We start from the raw sequence: 16227 nt of genomic DNA, 5'->3' as shown, positions 1-16227 counted from the left end.
GTAACGTCGTGGCGTGTCCGCCGACCCACTGCACCGTGCCGGGGCGCACCCGCGCACACCCACGAATCCGCCGCCGAGCGGCTCGGGTGCGAGCGCGATCGAGGTGCGCAGGAGCACCCGGCGACGCCGGACGGTATCCGCGTACCGCGAGGGCGACCGGACCGTCGTGCTGATCCCCGCCCGGATGTCCGAGGCGGAGGAGCGGCGCTGGGTGAGCGTCATGCTGGACAAGCTGGCCGCGCAGGAGAGCAAGCGCGTCCTCGGCGACGCCGAGCTGGCCGAGCGCGCGGAGCGCCTGTCGGGGCAGTACTTCGAGGGCCGGGCCCGGCCCGCCTCGGTCCGCTGGGTCACCAACCAGAACACCCGCTGGGGCTCGTGCACCCCGTCCGAGGGGAGCATCCGGCTGTCGCACCGCCTCCAGGGCATGCCCGAGTACGTCGTCGACTACGTCCTCCTGCACGAGCTCGCGCACCTGCTGGTCCCCGGGCACGGGCCACGGTTCTGGCGGCTTCTGGAGGCCTATCCGCGCACCGAGCGCGCCAGGGGCTACCTGGAGGGCGTGGTCGCCGCGGACCGGCTGCCGCACGTACCCGGCGCCCGCAACGAGTAGCGCGCGGACCCGGCGGGGAGCCCGCCACGGCCCCGCACGGGTTTCGTACCGGCTCTGTACCGGCTGTCTCCGGTGTCGGTGTTTGCCGTTAGCCTGTCGCGACGCACTCGCATTCGGATGGGGGACGGTCGTAACGCATGGCCAGGGAATTCCAACGCGGCCACAAGGCCAGGATCAGTGACCTCACCGCGGGCACGGATCTGTACGTAGGCGTGCAGATCTCCGGCCCCGGGCTGAGCTTCGACATCAGCTGCTTCGGCCTCGACGCCGACGAGCGGTTGTCGGACGACCGGTACTTCGTGTTCTTCAACCAACCGAAGACCCCCGAGGAGTCCATCCAGCTCCTGGGTGCGCAGGCGGGTGACACGGAGTCCTTCCGGGTCACCCTCGACAAGATCCCCCAGCAGATCCAGAAGCTGTCCTTCACCGCGACGATCGACGGCGCGGGACAGATGTCGCAGGTGGGACCCGGGTACATCCGGATCGTCGCGGGCGGCGAGGAGGTGGCCCGGTACCCGTTCAGCGGTTCGGAGTTCTCCACCGAGCGTGCCGTGATGCTGGGCGACTTCTACCTGAAGGACGTGTGGCGGTTCGCCGCCGTCGGGCAGGGTTTCGACGGCGGTCTCGACGCACTGCTGAGGAACTTCGGCGGTGAGGTGGCCGAGGAAGAGGCGCCCGCCCCGCAGCAGGCACCGCAGCTGCAGACCGGCGCCGCACCGGGCTTCGCCCCGCCCGCCCAGGCCTCGGCGCCGCCGTCCTTCGGTGCGCCCGCCGCCCCCGCTCCGCCGCCCGCCGCCCAGGGTTTCGCCCCTCCCGCCGCGCCGCCGCCCGCTCCGGCTCCCGCCCCCGCGCCCGGTCCGGACGTGCACGCCGCGCAGACCATCGTGGCGCCGATGCACACGCCGCCCGGCGGCGCCCCGGTGCCGCCGCCGTCCCCCGCACCCGCGCCGTACGGCCAGCCGGGCGGACCCGCCCAGCACGCGCCGTACGGCCAGGTGCCCGGCCAGACCGCCCCGCCGCCCCCCGGTTACGGCCGGCCCCAGGCCCCCCAGGCCCCGCCCCCGCCGCCCGGCTACGGCCAGCCCACCCCGCCTCCGGGCTACGGCCAGCCGACGCCGCCCCCCGGCTACGGCCAGCAGCCCCCTCAGGGCGTGCCCCAGGGCGCACCGCAGGGCGCCGGTGTGACCGCGGCGCTCCAGCAGTACCGGGAGACCGCGGCCGGGCAGCGCTGGACACAGCAGAACAAGAAGCTGGTCCGCGTCGACCTCGGAGCCGAGGGCCTGCCCGTGCTCGCCCGGCAGGGCAGCATGGTGCTCTACCAGGGCAAGGTCGACTTCAGCTACAAGGGCGCCGGGTTCGCCGGCCGGGTCGTGGGCAACGCGACCGGCCAGGAGATGCAGCTGATGCGCTGCACCGGCAAGGGGCAGGTCTTCCTCGCGGACAACTCCGCGATGCTGCACCCCATCGAGCTCCAGGGCGACGCCGTGTGCGTCTCCGCGGAGAATGTCCTGGCCTTCGACGAGAGCCTCCAGTACGAGGTGCGCCGCATCGAGGGGCACGGGATTCCCGGCGGTGCGCTGTTCACGATGCAGTTCCAGGGCACCGGCACGATCGTCGTCAAGACCCGCGGGGTGCCCGTGGTGCTGCCGGTCACGCCCACCACCTTCGCCGACTGCAACGCCGTGGTCGCCTGGTCCGCCGCAGCCCAGGTCGTCGTCTCCAGCCAGGTGCGCATGCGCCGCAACTCCTACGCGGGCGACACGGGCGAGAGCGTCAACCTGCAGTTCCGGGCGGCGCCCGGCAGCTTCGTCGTCGTCCAGCCGTACGAGATCTGAGGGAGAGCCCGACATGAACCAGCCGCTCGCGGGCTACGCTCCCGCACCCGTCGCCGCCCGCATGGAGAACCACGGCAACCACATGCTGAAGGTCGCCATGCAGACCGGAAGCGACCTCTTCGCGCGCGTGGGCTCGATGGTCGCCTACGAGGGCTTCGTCCAGTACGAGCCCAACCCGCCGGCCGTGCGCCAGATCGCCAAGGACTGGATGACCGGCGAGGGCGCGCCCCTGATGAAGTGCTCCGGCGACGGGCTGCTCTACCTCGCCGACTACGGCGCCAACGTCGTCGTCATCAACCTCAACGGCGACGGGATCTCCGTCAACGCCACCAACCTGCTCGCCTTCGACGCCCACCTCACCTGGGGGGTGGAGCGGGTCAAGGGCCTGGCGAAGTTCGCCGGGCAGGGCCTGTGGAACACCAAGATCTCCGGACAGGGCTGGGTCGCGCTCACCTCCCGGGGCAAGCCGATCGTGGTCGACTGCGGCGGTGGCGAGGACGAGACCTACGTCGACCCCGACGCACTCGTCGCCTGGTCCCCGAACCTGAAGGTGAAGGGCAAGCGCAGCTTCAAGGCGCAGTCGCTGATCGGACGCGGCAGCGGCGAGGCCTTCCAGATGGCCTTCTCCGGTCAGGGCATCGTCGTCGTCCAGCCCAGTGAGGACAGCACCGACCGCCTCCGGGTCCGGGGCTGAGGGGGAGCCAGAATCATGCAGAGCCCGCTTTTCGCCTACAACGACCAGCAGACCCAGGAAGCCTGGAGCCTGCAGAACAAGCACATGCTCCGCGTCGCCCTGACCGGACACGACGACGTGCTCGCCCGCAAGGGCACGATGGTCGCCTACCAGGGGATGGTCGAGTTCGACGCCGAGTACCAGAGCAACAACCAGTCACGCGCGCGGGCGCACACCGGCGAGGGCCTGGACCTGATGCGCTGCCACGGGCAGGGCACGGTCTACTTCGCCAACCTCGCCCAGTGCGTGCACGTGGTGGACGTCGACCAGGACGGCCTCACCGTCGACAGCAGCTACGTACTCGCGATGGACTCGTCCCTGCACCACGAGGTCATCGCCGTGGACAGCCTCTACGGCATCTCCGGCTCGGGGAAGTACCAGCTCAACATCACCGGCCGGGGCAAGGTCGCCCTGATGACCTCGGGCTCTCCCCTGTTCATGCAGGTGACGCCCGACAAGTACGTCAACTGCGACGCCGACGCGATCGTCGCCTGGTCCACCGGCCTGCGCGTGCAGATGCAGGCCCAGACGCACTCCTCCGGGGTGTGGCGACGCCGCGGCAGCACCGGCGAGGGCTGGGAGCTGAGCTTCATGGGCAGCGGATTCGCGCTCGTGCAGCCCAGTGAGCTGCTGCCGCCGCAGAACGCGCAGATCGGCTCGGGTCTCGCCGCCCAGTACGGCATGGGCCAGCAGGGCGCGCGCGGCCAGAACCAGGGCAACGTCTGGAGCTGACCGGCGCCCGGAGCCGACGGCCACCGTCCGGCACGGGGTGACCGCGAGAGCGGTCACCCCTTCGCGGGTCACAGGCGGGCGCGGGTCGCCTCCAGCAGGCGTACGACCGACTGGTCGGCCACGTCCGCGACCTCGGTGTACGCGAACCAGCGCAGGTCGAGCGACTCGTCGCTGATCGCCTCCACGGCCCCCTCGGGAGGCAGGGCGGCGTACTGGACGTCCAGGTGCCAGGCGCAGGGCGTGTGGTGCCGGTCCAGCCGCACGGGGCCGCCCGGCAGCAGCGTCAGTCCCGCGATGCCCGACTCCTCCGTGCCCTCGCGCAGGGCGGCACGGGCCAGCCTGTCGTCGACCGGTTCGCAGTGCCCGCCCATCTGCAACCACATGCGCAGCTTCCTGTGCAGGGTGAGCAGGACCCGCTCGCGCGCGGGGTCGATCACCAGGGCGCTCGCCGTGACGTGCCCGTCGGCGCAGCCCTTCCACATCCCGTCCGGGTGCGCCGCGAGGTGGTCCAGGTAGAGCTGGCGCAACCCGTCCTGGCCCTCGTACTCCTTCAGGACCAGGACCGCGTCGTCGTGGAGGCTCACTCGCCGTCGTCGCCCTCGGGCTCGTCCCGGCCGTCGGACCGGTGCTCGCCCCGGGCGCCCTCGTCCTTCTTCCGGTCGTCCTTCTTCTTCAGGTCGGGCTTGCCCGCCGCCTCGCCGAGCATCTTGTCCAGCTCGGAGAAGTCGAGCTGCTCACGGTGGACGAAGCCGTCCGGGTCGTCCAGGTCGGTCGCGGTCGGCAGCATGTCCGGGTGGGCCCACAGACCGTCCCGGCCGTCGACACCGCGCGCGTCCGTCAGGGACGCCCACAGGCGGGAGGCGTCGCGCAGCCGGCGCGGACGCAGCTCCAGGCCGATCAGCGTGGCGAAGGTCTGCTCCGCGGGACCGCCCGAGGCGCGACGGCGGCGCAGCGTCTCGCGCAGCGCGTCGGCGGAGGACAGACGCGGCTTGGCGGCGGTGTGCACCACCGCGTCCACCCAGCCCTCGACGAGCGCCAGGGCCGTCTCCAGACGGGCCAGGGCCGCCTTCTGCTCCGGGGTGTCCTCCGGCTGGAACATGCCCTGCTGGAGAGCTTCCTGCAGCTGCTCGGGGTTCTGCGGGTCGAACTGGCCGACCACGTCCTCGAGCTTGGCCGTGTCGACCTTGATGCCGCGGGCGTACCCGTCCACGGCGCCGAACAGGTGCGAGCGCAGCCACGGCACGTGGGCGAAGAGACGCTGGTGGGCGGCCTCGCGCAGGGCCAGGTACAGCCGCACCTCCTCCTGCGGAACGCCGAGGTCCTTGCCGAACGACTCGACGTTCGCCGGCAGCAGCGCGGCCTTGCCGGCCGGGCCGAGCGGCAGGCCGACGTCGGTCGAGCCGACGACCTCGCCGGCGAGCACGCCGACGGCCTGACCGATCTGCGTGCCGAACATGGCGCCGCCCATGGACCGCATCATGCCGATCAGCGGGCCGGCCATGGCCTGCATCTCCTCCGGCAGCACGTCGCCCATGGCGTTGCCGACGCGCTCGGCGACCGGGTCGACCAGCTCGCGCCAGGCGGGCAGGGTCGCCTCGACCCACTCCGCGCGGCTCCAGGCCACGGCGGTGCCCGCGCCCGAGGGCAGGGCGGTCGCGTCGTCCAGCCACAGGTCGGCCAGGCGCACCGCCTCCTGGACGGCATTGCGCTCGGCGGGGCCGACGCTGGCGTCCTTGCGGCCGTCCGGTGTCCCCTGGGAGACCGTCTGGCGGGCGATCTGCTTGGCCATGTCCCAGTTCACCGGGCCGCCCTCGTAGGAGAGCATCTGGCCCAGCTGCTGGAACGCGGCGCCCAGGTCGTTGGGGTTCATGGAACCGAACATGGCAGCGAACGGGTTGTCCGCACCGGGGCCGCCCAGGCCTCCGGCTCCGGACATCCCGAACCCGAACGGGTTGGCCGGTCCCTGACCACCGCCGCTCTGCTGGTCCTTCTTCTTGCCCTCGTCGCCGTCGTCCGGCTCCTCCGGCGGAAGGCCGAATCCGAATGGGGTGTCACTCACGGGGTTCCTCGGCTGGTAGGGCCGCCGGTTCTTTCCGGCGGCACGGCTGCCCGACTTCACCACCCAGCGTAGACACCCGAAGCCGATCGGGCCTCGGTGCTTCGCCGACTGACGGCCTGCGGCAGGATGGATGCCACCTGGTACGCACGCGTCGCTCGCGCTCGTACTGAAGACAACCTCTGGAGACGCCCGGTGAGTTCCCCAGATCCGCAGGTTCGCGCAGCGCGAAACCAGTCAACCAGTTCCTCCCGCTCCGGCGCGCGCGGACCCGTCGTGGCGGTCACCGGTGCCGCGTCCGGGGTGGGAGCGCTGCTCACCGAGCGGCTCACCGCGTCCGACGAGGTCAGACAGGTCGTGGCCATGGACGAACGGCGCGGCGGGTGCGAGACGGCGCAGTGGCACATCCTGGACGTACGGGACCCGGCCATCGCCGAGAAGCTGCGAGGCGCGGACGTGGTGGTGCACCTCGCGCTCGACCTCGACCTGGAGACCGACGCGGCCGCCCGGACGGCTTACAACGTACGGGGGACGCAGACCGTCCTGACCGCCGCCGCGGCGGCCGGCGTGCGCCGGGTCGTGCTGTGCACCTCCGCGATGGTCTACGGGGCCCTCCCCGACAACGAGCTGCCGCTGTCGGAGGACGCCGAGCTGCGTGCCACGGCCGAGGCCACGGGCGTCGGGGACCTCCTGGAGATCGAGCGGCTCGCCCGGCGCGCGCCGCGGGCGCATCCCGGTCTCAACGTGACGGTCGTGCGGCCCGCCGTCCTGGTCGGCGGCATGGACACCGCGCTGACCAGGTACTTCGAGTCGCCCCGGCTGCTCGTGGTGGCCGGATCGCGGCCGGCCTGGCAGTTCTGCCACGTCGACGACCTGTGCAGCGCCCTGGAGTACGCCGTCCTGGAGAAGGCCGACGGTGAGCTGGCCGTCGGGTGCGACGGCTGGCTGGAGCAGGAGGAGGTCGAGGAGCTCAGCGGCATCCGGCGCATGGAGCTGCCCTCCGCGGTCGCGCTCGGCGCGGCGGCCCGGCTGCACCGGATCGGCCTGACGCCCTCCCCGGCCGGGGACCTGGCGTACACGATGTACCCGTGGGTCGTCAGCGGCAGCCGGCTGCACGACGCCGGATGGCGGCCGAAGCACACGAACGAGGAAGTACTCGCCGAACTGCTCGAAGAGGTCTCGGGGCGGCACACGGTCGCCGGCCGGCGCCTCGGGCGCAAGGACGCGACGGCCGCGGGAGCCGCGGGAGCGACGGTCGCCCTGCTGGGCGCGGCCGCGGTGGTGCGCCGCGCGCGCAAGGCCCGGCGCCGCATCTGAGGAACCCCGGCCGCTCCGGCCTGCCGGGGGCCGTCGGACGGCCGAGGGCTCTGTAGGAGGCTCCAACGCCGTACGCGCGCGTGCCGGGCGATCACGCTATTCCGCGCCGTCCGCGCCGTGGGGCACGATGGACGCATGGCAACCACGAACGACCACCCCGGTGAGCGGGCCGCAGCGGACCCCGTCAAGCTGATCGGCATCCGCGAGACGCCCCTGTCCGTGGACGAGGTCTTCCGCGCGGTCGGGGACGACGCGTCCGGCGGCACCGCGCTGTTCGTGGGGACCGTGCGCAACCACGACGGGGGCACCGACGTCGACCGGCTCGGGTACTCGTGCCACCCGAGTGCCGAGGCCGAGATGCGGCGGATCGCCGAGAAGGTCGTCGCGGAGTACCCCGTGCGGGCGCTCGCCGCGCTGCACCGGGTGGGGGACCTGGAGGTCGGAGATCTCGCGGTGGTCGTCGCGGTGTCCTGCCCGCACCGGGGCGAGGCCTTCGACGCCTGCCGCAAGCTCATCGACGACCTCAAGCACGAGGTGCCCATCTGGAAGCACCAGACCTTCTCGGACGGCACCGAGGAGTGGGTCGGGGCCTGCTGATCACGGGGCCTGGGGTCCTGCTGATCATGGGAGGCACCCGCGCGGCCCGGGTTGCGTAACCCACCCCCCGGCGTGAGCGTTGTCACTGCGAATGGTTAATCTGCTGATCAGTCAGTCGCGGACACTCATGGGGTTGGGAGGTCGGCATGGCGGCGCTTGCCTGGTTGCTGATTCCGCTGGTGGCCGCGGTCGGTGCGGGCCTGTGGGGCAGTTGGGCCAACCGGACCCGGAAGGCACGGAGCGACGGTCCCGAGCTGGACGGTTACGCCCGTTTCCGCGAGGCCATGGAGAAGCCCCGCACCGGCGCCTGACGGACGCCGCCCTGACGGTGTTCCGACAGCCGCGTCCCGTACTGTCGTGCCATGCCACGCCGCACCGCGACGATGCTCGCCTCCACCCTGATGCTGATCGCGCTCCTGTGCGCGGGTGTGTTCATCCCCGTGCCCTACTCGGAGATGTCTCCCGGGCCGACGGTGAACACCCTCGGGGACCACGACGGCGAGCCGGTGCTGCAGATCTCCGGTCACAAGACGTACGAGGCCAGCGGTCATCTGAACATGACCACCGTCCGGGTCACCAGCGCCGAGTACAAGATGAACCTCGTGGAGGCCGTCTACGGCTGGCTGGCGCACGACAACAGCGTGGTGCCGCACGACACCCTCTACCCGGACGGCAAGACCGAGGAAGAGGCCACCCAGGAGAACGCGGAGGAGTTCAGCCACTCCCAGGAGACCGCGAAGGTCGCCGCCCTGGAGGCGCTCGACATCCCGGTGAAGTCCTGGGTGATCGTCTCCACCGTCGTCAAGGACTCCCCGGCGCAGGGCAGGCTGCACGCCGGTGACGTGATTAAGGCCGTGGACGGCACGGAGGTCAAGAAGCCGGCGGACGTCGCCGACCTGGTGACCAAGCACGAGCCGGGACAGGACACCGTCTTCACGGTCGTGCCCGCCAAGGAGCAGGCCGCCGCGGAGAAGGAGGGCCGGACGGCGACGAAGACGCAGAAGGTCACCCTCACCACCGAGGCCTCCGACGACGGGGGCGAGAAGCGTGCCATCGTCGGCATCTCCGCCGGGACCGACCACACGTTCCCGTTCGACATCGACATCAAGCTGGCCGACGTCGGCGGTCCGAGTGCCGGACTCATGTTCGCCCTCGGCATCTACGACAAGCTCACCCCGGGCGACCTCACCGGCGGCAAGTTCGTCGCCGGCACCGGCACGATCGACGACGACGGCAAGGTCGGCCCGATCGGCGGCATCGGCATGAAGACCATCGGCGCGCACGACAAGGGCGCCCAGTACTTCCTGACGCCGGCCGACAACTGCGTGGCAGCGGCCGAGGACACCCCCGACGGGCTGACCCTCGTGAAGGTCGACACCATCGACGACGCCCTCGGCGCGCTGAAGGACATCCGTACCGGGAAGACCGCCGACCTGCCGAAGTGCACGGAGGGCTGACCCCCGCACAGCCGTCCCGGCGGCCGGCGTCCCGCGTTCCTACTCCGCGAAGGTCGCCGTCAGGGCCTCGGCCAGACCGGGCACCAGGTCGGATCCCGTGAGGACCTCCGTGGCCGTGTCCTTCTCGCGCAGCCGCAGGGCCGAGTCGCGGGAGCCGTCGCGCAGCACGGCGACCGTCATGCGGACCTCCTGACGGTCGGGGTGCTCCGCCACCCACTGGGCGAGCTTCTTCTCGTTCAGCCCCTGCGGCACCTGGGCCTCGGCGGAGGGGGGCAGCATCAGACGCTCCACGGCGAGCGCGCAGCCCACCACGGCGTCGGGCCAGGCGATGGTGCCCAGGAACTCGTCGAGTGCCTGGCCCGTTGGAATCTCGTCCTGCTCGATCGGGGTGAGGCCGGAGGTCTCCGCCTCCTCCTGAAGACCGAGCCGGTCCGCGAGCGAGGGCTGGTCGGCCCTCAGTCGTGCGGTGTCGACAAGTGCGAAGAGGCGTGCGGGCTGGTCCCAGCCCAGTCCGGAGACGTACTCGTCGATCTCGAGTACGGCCCGGGTGAGGGGGCTCGCTGCCATGGGGGTGTTGGACATGGTCACAATCCTGCCTCGTTCATGGCCCGAATCGGGAACCGAGTAAACGATGAGTAAGTTGCATAAGTGTGGGCCCACGATCACGGGGGCGCACGGGGGGCCCGCGAACCCGAGGGCCTGACGGATCAACAGCGAACTTCGAGGTGCGCACCTTGGCTTTCCAGATGCCGGACCGCGGCGGAGGCCCCCCGACGGGGCCGCGGATCAGAGTGGGCCGCCCGTCCCGGCGTGTCCGAACCCTGCTGCTGACACTTGGTGTCCTCGCCGTGCTCGCCATGGCGTTCACCATGTTCGCGGGATTCTGGACGGACTGGCTCTGGTACCGGTCGGTCCACTACTCGTCGGTGTTCACGACGACCCTGTGGACCAAGATCGGGCTCTTCTTCGTCTTCGGCCTGCTGATGGCGCTCGCCGTTGGGTTCAACATCTGGTTGGCCCACCGCCTGCGCCCGCCGCTGAGCGCCATGTCGATGGAGCAGCAGAACCTCGACCGGTACCGGATGGGCATCGCCCCGTACAAGAAGTGGCTGCTGCTCGGCATCACCGCACTGGTCGGCCTGATCGCCGGCGCCTCGGCGTCCGGTCAGTGGCGCACCTGGCTGATGTGGGTCAACGGCGTGCCCTTCGGGCAGAAGGACCCCCAGTTCAAGCTGGACGTCTCCTTCTACGCCTTCGACCTGCCCTGGTACCGGTTCCTGCTCGGCTTCGGCTTCGCAGCCGTGATCATCTCCGTGATCGCCGCCGCCCTGACCCACTACCTGTACGGCGGGCTCCGCGTGACCAGCCCCGGCGCGCGTGCCACGGCCGCCGCCACCGGGCACCTGTCGGTCCTCCTCGGCGTCTTCGTCGCCCTCAAGGCCGTCGCCTACTGGCTCGACCGGTACGGCCTCGCGGTGAAGTCCAGCGACTTCAAGGCGACCGACAACTGGACGGGCCTCAGGTACGTCGACGCCAACGCCTACCTGCCGGCCAAGACGATCCTGTTCTGCATCGCGGTCATCTGCGCCCTGCTGTTCTTCGCCACCCTGTGGCGGCGCACCTGGCAGCTGCCCGTGATCGGCTTCGGCCTGATGGTGCTCTCCGCGATCCTCATCGGCGGCCTGTACCCGGCCCTGGTCCAGAAGTTCCAGGTCCAGCCGAACGAGCAGGCCAAGGAGGCGCCGTACGTCGAGAAGAACCTCGCGGCCACGCGCGACGCGTATGGCATCGAGGGCACCCAGGTCGCCGAGTACCCGGGCAAGAGCGAGACCAAGGACAAGACCAAGCTCCGTGACGACGCGGACGCCGCCGCGTCCGTCCGGATCATGGACCCGAACATCATCTCGCCGACCTTCCAGCAGCTCCAACAGATGCGTAACTACTACGCGTTCCCGACCAACCTGGACGTCGACCGCTACGCCAAGGACGGCAAGGACCAGGACACGGTCATCGGCCTGCGCGAGCTGAACCTGGCGGGCATCCCGAAGAAGAACTGGATCAACAACCACTTCCGCTACACCCACGGTTACGGCGTGGTCGCGGCGAAGGGCACCCAGGTCGACTCCGAGGGGCGCCCGGTCTTCACCGAGTCCAACCTGCCGTCCGAGGGTGACCTCGGGACGTACGAGCAGCGGGTCTACTACGGCGAGAAGACCACCACCTACTCGATCGTCGGCGGTCCCCAGAAGGAGATCGACTACTCCGACGACACCGGGGAGAAGACGTTCAGCTACAAGGGCGACGGCGGCGTCGACCTGTCCAACCCGATCAACCGGGCGGCGTACGCGGCCGCGTTCAGCGAGCCGCAGATCCTCTACTCCGGGGCGATCGGCGACGGTTCGCGCATCCTGTACAACCGCACGCCCAAGGAGCGCGTCGAGGCGGTCGCCCCCTGGCTGACCATCGACGGCGACGCCTACCCGGCGGTGGTGGACGGCCGCATCCAGTGGATCGTCGACGCCTACACGACGACGAACGGCTATCCGTACGCCTCGCGCACGACGCTCGGCGACACCACGGCCGACTCGCTGACCGCCAACAACAACTCGCGCGCGGTGGTGGCCCAGCAGAACCAGGTCAACTACATCCGCAACTCCGTGAAGGCGACCGTCGACGCGTACAGCGGCGACGTGAAGCTCTACCAGTGGGACACCCAGGACCCGATCCTCAAGACCTGGATGAAGGCGTTCCCGGGCACGGTGCAGGACAAGAGCGAGATCTCCAAGGAGCTGATGGCGCACCTGCGCTATCCGCAGGACCTCTTCAAGGTCCAGCGCGAGCTGCTCACGCGCTACCACGTGAAGGACGCCAACACGTTCCTCAGCGGCAGCGAGGTGTGGCAGGTGCCGGACGACCCGACCAACAAGTCGGGCGACGCGGTGCCGCCGTACTACCTGAGCATGAAGATGCCCGACCAGAAGCAGCAGGCGTTCTCGCTGACGACGACGTTCACACCCAACGGGCGTGACAACCTCAGCGCGTTCATGGCGGTCGACGCCGAGGCGGGCACCAGCGACTACGGCAAGATCAGAATCCTGAAACTGCCGACGAGCACCACCGTCGACGGGCCCAAACAGGTGCAGAGCCAGTTCAACTCCGAACAGGACATCGCCGAGTCCATCAGGCTGCTGAGAGGCGGCGACTCGGAGGTGGAGTACGGCAACCTGCTGACCGTGCCGCTGGACGGCGGACTGCTGTACGTCGAGCCCGTCTACGTCCGCGGTGGCGACCTCAAGTACCCCTTGCTGCGCAAGATCCTGGTGAGCTACGGGGGCAACACCGCCTTCGAGAACACGCTCGACGCGGCCCTCAACAAGGTCTTCGGAGCCCAGGCCGCCGAGAACGAGGAACCACCGGCGGACGAGGGCGACGACACGACCCGGCCGCCGACCTCCACCAACCCGACGGTCCGGGAAGCGCTCAGTGACGCGCAGAAGGCCTTCGACGCCGGGCAGAAGGCCCTGGAACAGAAGGACCTCGCCGCGTACGCCGAAGCGCAGAAGGACCTTGAGGACGCGCTCCAGCGGGCCGAGGACGCGCAGGCCAAGGCCGACCAGAGCGCCGACGGCAAGAACGGCGACGGCGAGAGCGGCGGCGACGAGGCCGGGGGCGACAAGGCCGGGAACGACAAGGCCGGTGCGGACCCGACCCCGACGGGTGACGCCGGTGGGGGGTCGGACACCGGCTGACCGCCGCCCCGGAGCTGGACGTACGCGTCCGGTGTTCGAGCTGGTCAAAGCCCATCCCGCGCCGTGTTAGGGTTGTGAACACAACGGCGCGGGGTGGAGCAGCTCGGTAGCTCGCTGGGCTCATAACCCAGAGGTCGCAGGTTCAAATCCTGTCCCCGCTACTGATGTCGTGAGCTGGTTGCGAACGACCACGAAGGCCCGGATTCCCACAAGGAATCCGGGCCTTCGTGATGTGCGAACGCATGTGCCGGTGCATACGACGGCCGCGCCGCCAGGGGGAGTTGGGCCGATCTGTGTTTGACTTGTCTCCCTGTGGGCATGTCGACAAAACGCTGAAGTGACCTCACTGGCTGCGGTATACCGGATGTACCCAGGTTGCAGGTGGTGCGACGATGGACGTTATGGGGGACATGGCAAATCTGTTCGGGACGGGGCGTTTTGCGCAGCCGTCCGGTCAGGAGGAGGCCACGGACGAGGCGCAGGAGGCCGCCGACGAGGCCGCCGAGGAAGTGCGTCTGCGGCTCGCCGTCGACTGCGGCGACGTCGAGGCGATGAGCGTGCTCGGCGCGCTGCTGCTGCGCCGCGGGGACTTCGACGGGGCCGAGTCCCACCTGCGCGCCGCCACCGCGGCGGGTGACCGGGCCGCCGCCAACAACCTGGGTGTCCTGCTGCACCAGCGGGGATACGCCGACGAGGCCGCGGGCTGGTGGCGTGTCGCCGCCGTCGCCGGATCCGCCGCCGCCGCGCACGCGTTGGGCCGGCACTTCCGCGAACGCGGGGACGAGCCCGCCGCCGAGTACTGGCTGTGCCAGTCCGCGGAACAGGGCCACGTACTGGGCGCCTACGCGCTCGCCGACCTGCTGGAGCACCGCGGCGACGACGCCGGGGCCGAGCGGTGGATGCGGGCCGCCGCCGAGCGCGGTCACCGGGAGGCCGCGTACCGGCTGGCGCGGACGCTGGACCGGCGGGCCGGGCGCCACGGCGGCGGTGACGACAAGGCGCACGCCGCGGCGGCCGACGAGGCCGAGCAGTGGTACCGGCAGGCCGCCGCGCGGGGTCACCGGCGCGGTGCGCTGCACCTCGGGACGATCCTGGAGAAGCGGGGTGAGCTGAAGGAGGCCGGCCGCTGGTACCTCACGTCCGCCAAGGACGGTGAGGCCCGCGCCGCCTGCGCGCTTGGCTTCCTGCTGCGGGACGCCGGGGACACCGAGAGCGCCGCCGTGTGGTGGCTGCGCGCCGCCCAGGACGGCGACGGCAACGCCGCCAACGCCCTCGGCGCGCTGCACGCCGAGCGCGGCGAGACCCAGACCGCGGAGCGCTGGTACCGGGCCGCCATGGACGCCGGTGACGACAACGGGGCGTACAACCTCGGGCTGCTCTGCGCCGAGCAGGGTCGCACCACGCAGGCCGAGCAATGGTACCGGCGAGCTGCCTACGCGGGTCACCGGGAGGCCTCCAACGCGCTGGCCATCCTGCTGCTGCGCGCCGGGGACGAGACCGGCGCCGAACCGTGGTTCTCCAAGGCGGCCGAGGCGGGCAGTGTCGACGCCGCCTTCAACCTCGGCATCCTGCACGCCGGCCGGGGCGAGGAGCGGCCGGCGCTGCGCTGGTACGAGCGGGCCGCCGCGGCCGGGCACACCGAGGCGGCGCTGCAGGTCGGGATGGCCCGGTTGCGTGCCGGGGACGAGCGCGAGGCGGAGCGGTTCCTGCGGTGCGCGGCCGGAGGCGGCAGCGCGGAGGCCGCCTACCGGCTGGCGACGGTGCTGGACGCGCGCCGGCCGCCCCCGCCCGCGCACGAGCTGGGGGAACCGGCGCAGGAGAAGTCCGAGTGCGAGGAGTGGTACGAGCGGGCGGCCTCCCAGGGGCACCGGCGGGCCCAGGTGCGGGTCGGGATGCTCGCCGCGGCCCGGGGTGACGTGGTGGAGGCCGCGCGGTGGTACCGCGAGGCGGCCGAGGCCGGGTCGCGGAACGGCGCCTTCAACCTGGGACTGCTGCTGGCCCGCGAGGGCAGCGAGCCGGAGGCCGTGGTGTGGTGGCGCCGGGCGGCGGACGCCGGTCACGGGCGGGCGGCGCTGCGGCTGGCGCTGGTGTGTGCGCGGCGGGGGGAGCTGGCGGAGGGGCAGCGCTGGGCGGACCTGGCGGTGTCGCTGGGGCCGGAGGAAGTGGGGGAGCGGGCGGCGCGGCTGCGGGACGCGCTGCGACAGGAGCTGTCGGCTTAGTGCCGCGCCCGGCTCGGGTGCCCGTGGGGCAGGTCTTGTGGGAGAGGTCTGGGGCCGGGCGGACCCGGCGGCGCGGGGTGCCGCTGCGTCCCTCCGTGCCGCCTGCGGGACCGCTCGGGCCGTTCAGGCTCTGGGGGAGGCACGCTGCCCGCAGCCACGCGGTGCGCATGCCCGCGGGATGCACCGAGGGCCGGAACCCTTTCGGATTCCGGCCCTCGGTCTTGAGTAGCGGGGACAGGATTTGAACCTGCGACCTCTGGGTTATGAGCCCAGCGAGCTACCGAGCTGCTCCACCCCGCGTCGGTGAAGGGAACACTACGTCAAGGGGAAGACGAGAAGCAAATCCGTGCTCACGAAGCCCGTGCTCACGAAGCTGGTGCTCACGCCGCCGCGCAGTTCGGGCAGGTGCCGCGGTAGGTCACCTCGACCTCCGACACCGAGAAACCGAAGCGCTCCGAGTCGGGGAGGTCGGCCAGCGGGTTGCCGGTCGGGTGGACGTCGCGGATCGCACCGCACTGGGCGCAGACCAGGTGGTGGTGCGGGCGGTGCGCGTTCGGGTCGTAGCGCTTGGCGCGCTTGTCCGTCGCGACCTCCAGCACCTCACCGAGCGAGACCAGCTCGCCCAGGGTGTTGTAGACCGTCGCCCGGGAGATCTCGGGGAGCTTGTCCACAGCACGCGAATGCACCTCGTCGGCCGTCAGGTGGACGTGTTCGCCGTCGAGGACCTCGGCCACCACACGCCGCTGTGCGGTCATGCGCCACCCGCGCCCGCGCAGCCGTTCCAGAAGGTCACTCATGTCGACCAGCCTAACAGCAAGGGGGACCAGGTCCCGAACGAGTGTGACTTTGGAGCCTTGCTTGACTTAGACAATGTCTATTGTAGGATCCATAGTGGTTTTAGCCAAGGAACAGATCGCTCAGG

Annotated in this window: 14 protein-coding genes and 2 tRNA genes; 11 read left to right on the top strand and 5 right to left on the bottom strand. The window is 71.0% G+C overall.

The window, feature by feature from the left end; translation table 11 throughout:
• The first annotated feature begins 13 nt into the window (after positions 1-13).
• From ACIBCJ_RS19075 to ACIBCJ_RS19060, 4 genes are all read left to right on the top strand, one after another.
• Complete coding sequence (locus tag ACIBCJ_RS19075; protein WP_362107151.1) at positions 14-610, top strand: M48 family metallopeptidase; 597 nt, start codon at positions 14-16, stop codon at positions 608-610.
• Between the two features lie 137 nt (positions 611-747).
• A complete protein-coding gene (locus ACIBCJ_RS19070; RefSeq protein WP_365979999.1) occupies positions 748-2445 on the top strand; it encodes a TerD family protein in 1698 nt (565 codons plus the stop codon).
• Between the two features lie 13 nt (positions 2446-2458).
• Complete coding sequence (locus tag ACIBCJ_RS19065) at positions 2459-3139, top strand: AIM24 family protein (protein ID WP_362107145.1); 681 nt, start codon at positions 2459-2461, stop codon at positions 3137-3139.
• Between the two features lie 15 nt (positions 3140-3154).
• Positions 3155-3910, top strand: a complete 756-nt coding sequence (locus ACIBCJ_RS19060) for an AIM24 family protein (RefSeq protein WP_362107142.1) — start codon at positions 3155-3157, stop codon at positions 3908-3910.
• A 68-nt stretch (positions 3911-3978) separates the two neighbouring features.
• Here ACIBCJ_RS19060 and ACIBCJ_RS19055 read toward each other — a convergent pair whose 3' ends face one another.
• Together ACIBCJ_RS19055 and ACIBCJ_RS19050 are read right to left on the bottom strand one after the other, a co-directional pair.
• Positions 3979-4494: an NUDIX hydrolase gene (locus tag ACIBCJ_RS19055; RefSeq protein WP_365979998.1), complete on the bottom strand. Its 516-nt coding sequence runs from the start codon at positions 4492-4494 to the stop codon at positions 3979-3981.
• Positions 4491-5969 (bottom strand): zinc-dependent metalloprotease, encoded by a 1479-nt coding sequence (locus tag ACIBCJ_RS19050; protein ID WP_365979997.1) that lies wholly within the window; start codon positions 5967-5969, stop codon positions 4491-4493. The genes ACIBCJ_RS19055 and ACIBCJ_RS19050 overlap by 4 nt, the downstream gene beginning before the upstream one ends.
• A 192-nt stretch (positions 5970-6161) precedes the next feature.
• On the opposite strand from ACIBCJ_RS19050, the gene ACIBCJ_RS19045 reads away from it, so the two are divergent.
• From ACIBCJ_RS19045 to ACIBCJ_RS19030, 4 genes are all read left to right on the top strand, one after another.
• Positions 6162-7283 (top strand): SDR family oxidoreductase, encoded by a 1122-nt coding sequence (locus ACIBCJ_RS19045; RefSeq protein WP_362107133.1) that lies wholly within the window; start codon positions 6162-6164, stop codon positions 7281-7283.
• Positions 7284-7418: 135 nt separating this feature from the next.
• Positions 7419-7880: a molybdenum cofactor biosynthesis protein MoaE gene (locus ACIBCJ_RS19040; protein WP_133887261.1), complete on the top strand. Its 462-nt coding sequence runs from the start codon at positions 7419-7421 to the stop codon at positions 7878-7880.
• Positions 7881-8026: 146 nt separating this feature from the next.
• A complete protein-coding gene (locus tag ACIBCJ_RS19035; RefSeq protein ID WP_007444545.1) occupies positions 8027-8191 on the top strand; it encodes a hypothetical protein in 165 nt (54 codons plus the stop codon).
• A 51-nt stretch (positions 8192-8242) separates the two neighbouring features.
• Entirely contained in the window at positions 8243-9337 is a 1095-nt protein-coding gene (locus tag ACIBCJ_RS19030; protein WP_362107126.1) for a PDZ domain-containing protein, read from the top strand.
• A gap of 39 nt (positions 9338-9376) precedes the next feature.
• On the opposite strand, the gene ACIBCJ_RS19025 is transcribed toward ACIBCJ_RS19030, so the two are convergent.
• Positions 9377-9919 (bottom strand): PPA1309 family protein, encoded by a 543-nt coding sequence (locus tag ACIBCJ_RS19025; protein ID WP_362107123.1) that lies wholly within the window; start codon positions 9917-9919, stop codon positions 9377-9379.
• A 164-nt stretch (positions 9920-10083) separates the two neighbouring features.
• On the opposite strand from ACIBCJ_RS19025, the gene ACIBCJ_RS19020 reads away from it, so the two are divergent.
• The 3 genes from ACIBCJ_RS19020 to ACIBCJ_RS19010 all read left to right on the top strand — a co-directional run bounded on the left by ACIBCJ_RS19020 (position 10084) and on the right by ACIBCJ_RS19010 (position 15305).
• Positions 10084-13086, top strand: a complete 3003-nt coding sequence (locus tag ACIBCJ_RS19020; protein ID WP_365980096.1) for a UPF0182 family protein — start codon at positions 10084-10086, stop codon at positions 13084-13086.
• Positions 13087-13173: 87 nt separating this feature from the next.
• A tRNA-Met gene (locus tag ACIBCJ_RS19015) sits at positions 13174-13247 on the top strand.
• Positions 13248-13487: 240 nt separating this feature from the next.
• Positions 13488-15305: a tetratricopeptide repeat protein gene (locus tag ACIBCJ_RS19010; protein WP_399282806.1), complete on the top strand. Its 1818-nt coding sequence runs from the start codon at positions 13488-13490 to the stop codon at positions 15303-15305.
• Positions 15306-15531: 226 nt separating this feature from the next.
• Here ACIBCJ_RS19010 and ACIBCJ_RS19005 read toward each other — a convergent pair.
• Positions 15532-15605, bottom strand: a tRNA-Met gene (locus ACIBCJ_RS19005).
• Positions 15606-15685: 80 nt separating this feature from the next.
• Positions 15686-16102: a Fur family transcriptional regulator gene (locus ACIBCJ_RS19000; RefSeq protein ID WP_133887265.1), complete on the bottom strand. Its 417-nt coding sequence runs from the start codon at positions 16100-16102 to the stop codon at positions 15686-15688.
• Positions 16103-16227: the final 125 nt, after the last annotated feature.

Source organism: Streptomyces sp. NPDC051136 (genome assembly GCF_044455745.1).
GTDB lineage: Bacteria > Actinomycetota > Actinomycetes > Streptomycetales > Streptomycetaceae > Streptomyces.
This window is presented reverse-complemented; position numbering and strand designations above follow the sequence as displayed.

What these genes read in the sequence shown, in the direction of transcription:
- ACIBCJ_RS19060 (WP_362107142.1), top strand. Translation starts at nt 3,155, where the DNA reads ATGCAGAGCCCGCTTTTCGCCTACAACGACCAGCAGACCCAGGAAGCC.
- ACIBCJ_RS19065 (WP_362107145.1), top strand. Translation starts at nt 2,459, where the DNA reads ATGAACCAGCCGCTCGCGGGCTACGCTCCCGCACCCGTCGCCGCCCGC.
- ACIBCJ_RS19000 (WP_133887265.1), bottom strand. Translation starts at nt 16,102, where the DNA reads ATGAGTGACCTTCTGGAACGGCTGCGCGGGCGCGGGTGGCGCATGACC.
- ACIBCJ_RS19030 (WP_362107126.1), top strand. Translation starts at nt 8,243, where the DNA reads ATGCCACGCCGCACCGCGACGATGCTCGCCTCCACCCTGATGCTGATC.
- ACIBCJ_RS19010 (WP_399282806.1), top strand. Translation starts at nt 13,488, where the DNA reads ATGGGGGACATGGCAAATCTGTTCGGGACGGGGCGTTTTGCGCAGCCG.
- ACIBCJ_RS19040 (WP_133887261.1), top strand. Translation starts at nt 7,419, where the DNA reads ATGGCAACCACGAACGACCACCCCGGTGAGCGGGCCGCAGCGGACCCC.
- ACIBCJ_RS19020 (WP_365980096.1), top strand. Translation starts at nt 10,084, where the DNA reads ATGCCGGACCGCGGCGGAGGCCCCCCGACGGGGCCGCGGATCAGAGTG.
- ACIBCJ_RS19035 (WP_007444545.1), top strand. Translation starts at nt 8,027, where the DNA reads ATGGCGGCGCTTGCCTGGTTGCTGATTCCGCTGGTGGCCGCGGTCGGT.
- ACIBCJ_RS19070 (WP_365979999.1), top strand. Translation starts at nt 748, where the DNA reads ATGGCCAGGGAATTCCAACGCGGCCACAAGGCCAGGATCAGTGACCTC.
- ACIBCJ_RS19025 (WP_362107123.1), bottom strand. Translation starts at nt 9,919, where the DNA reads ATGTCCAACACCCCCATGGCAGCGAGCCCCCTCACCCGGGCCGTACTC.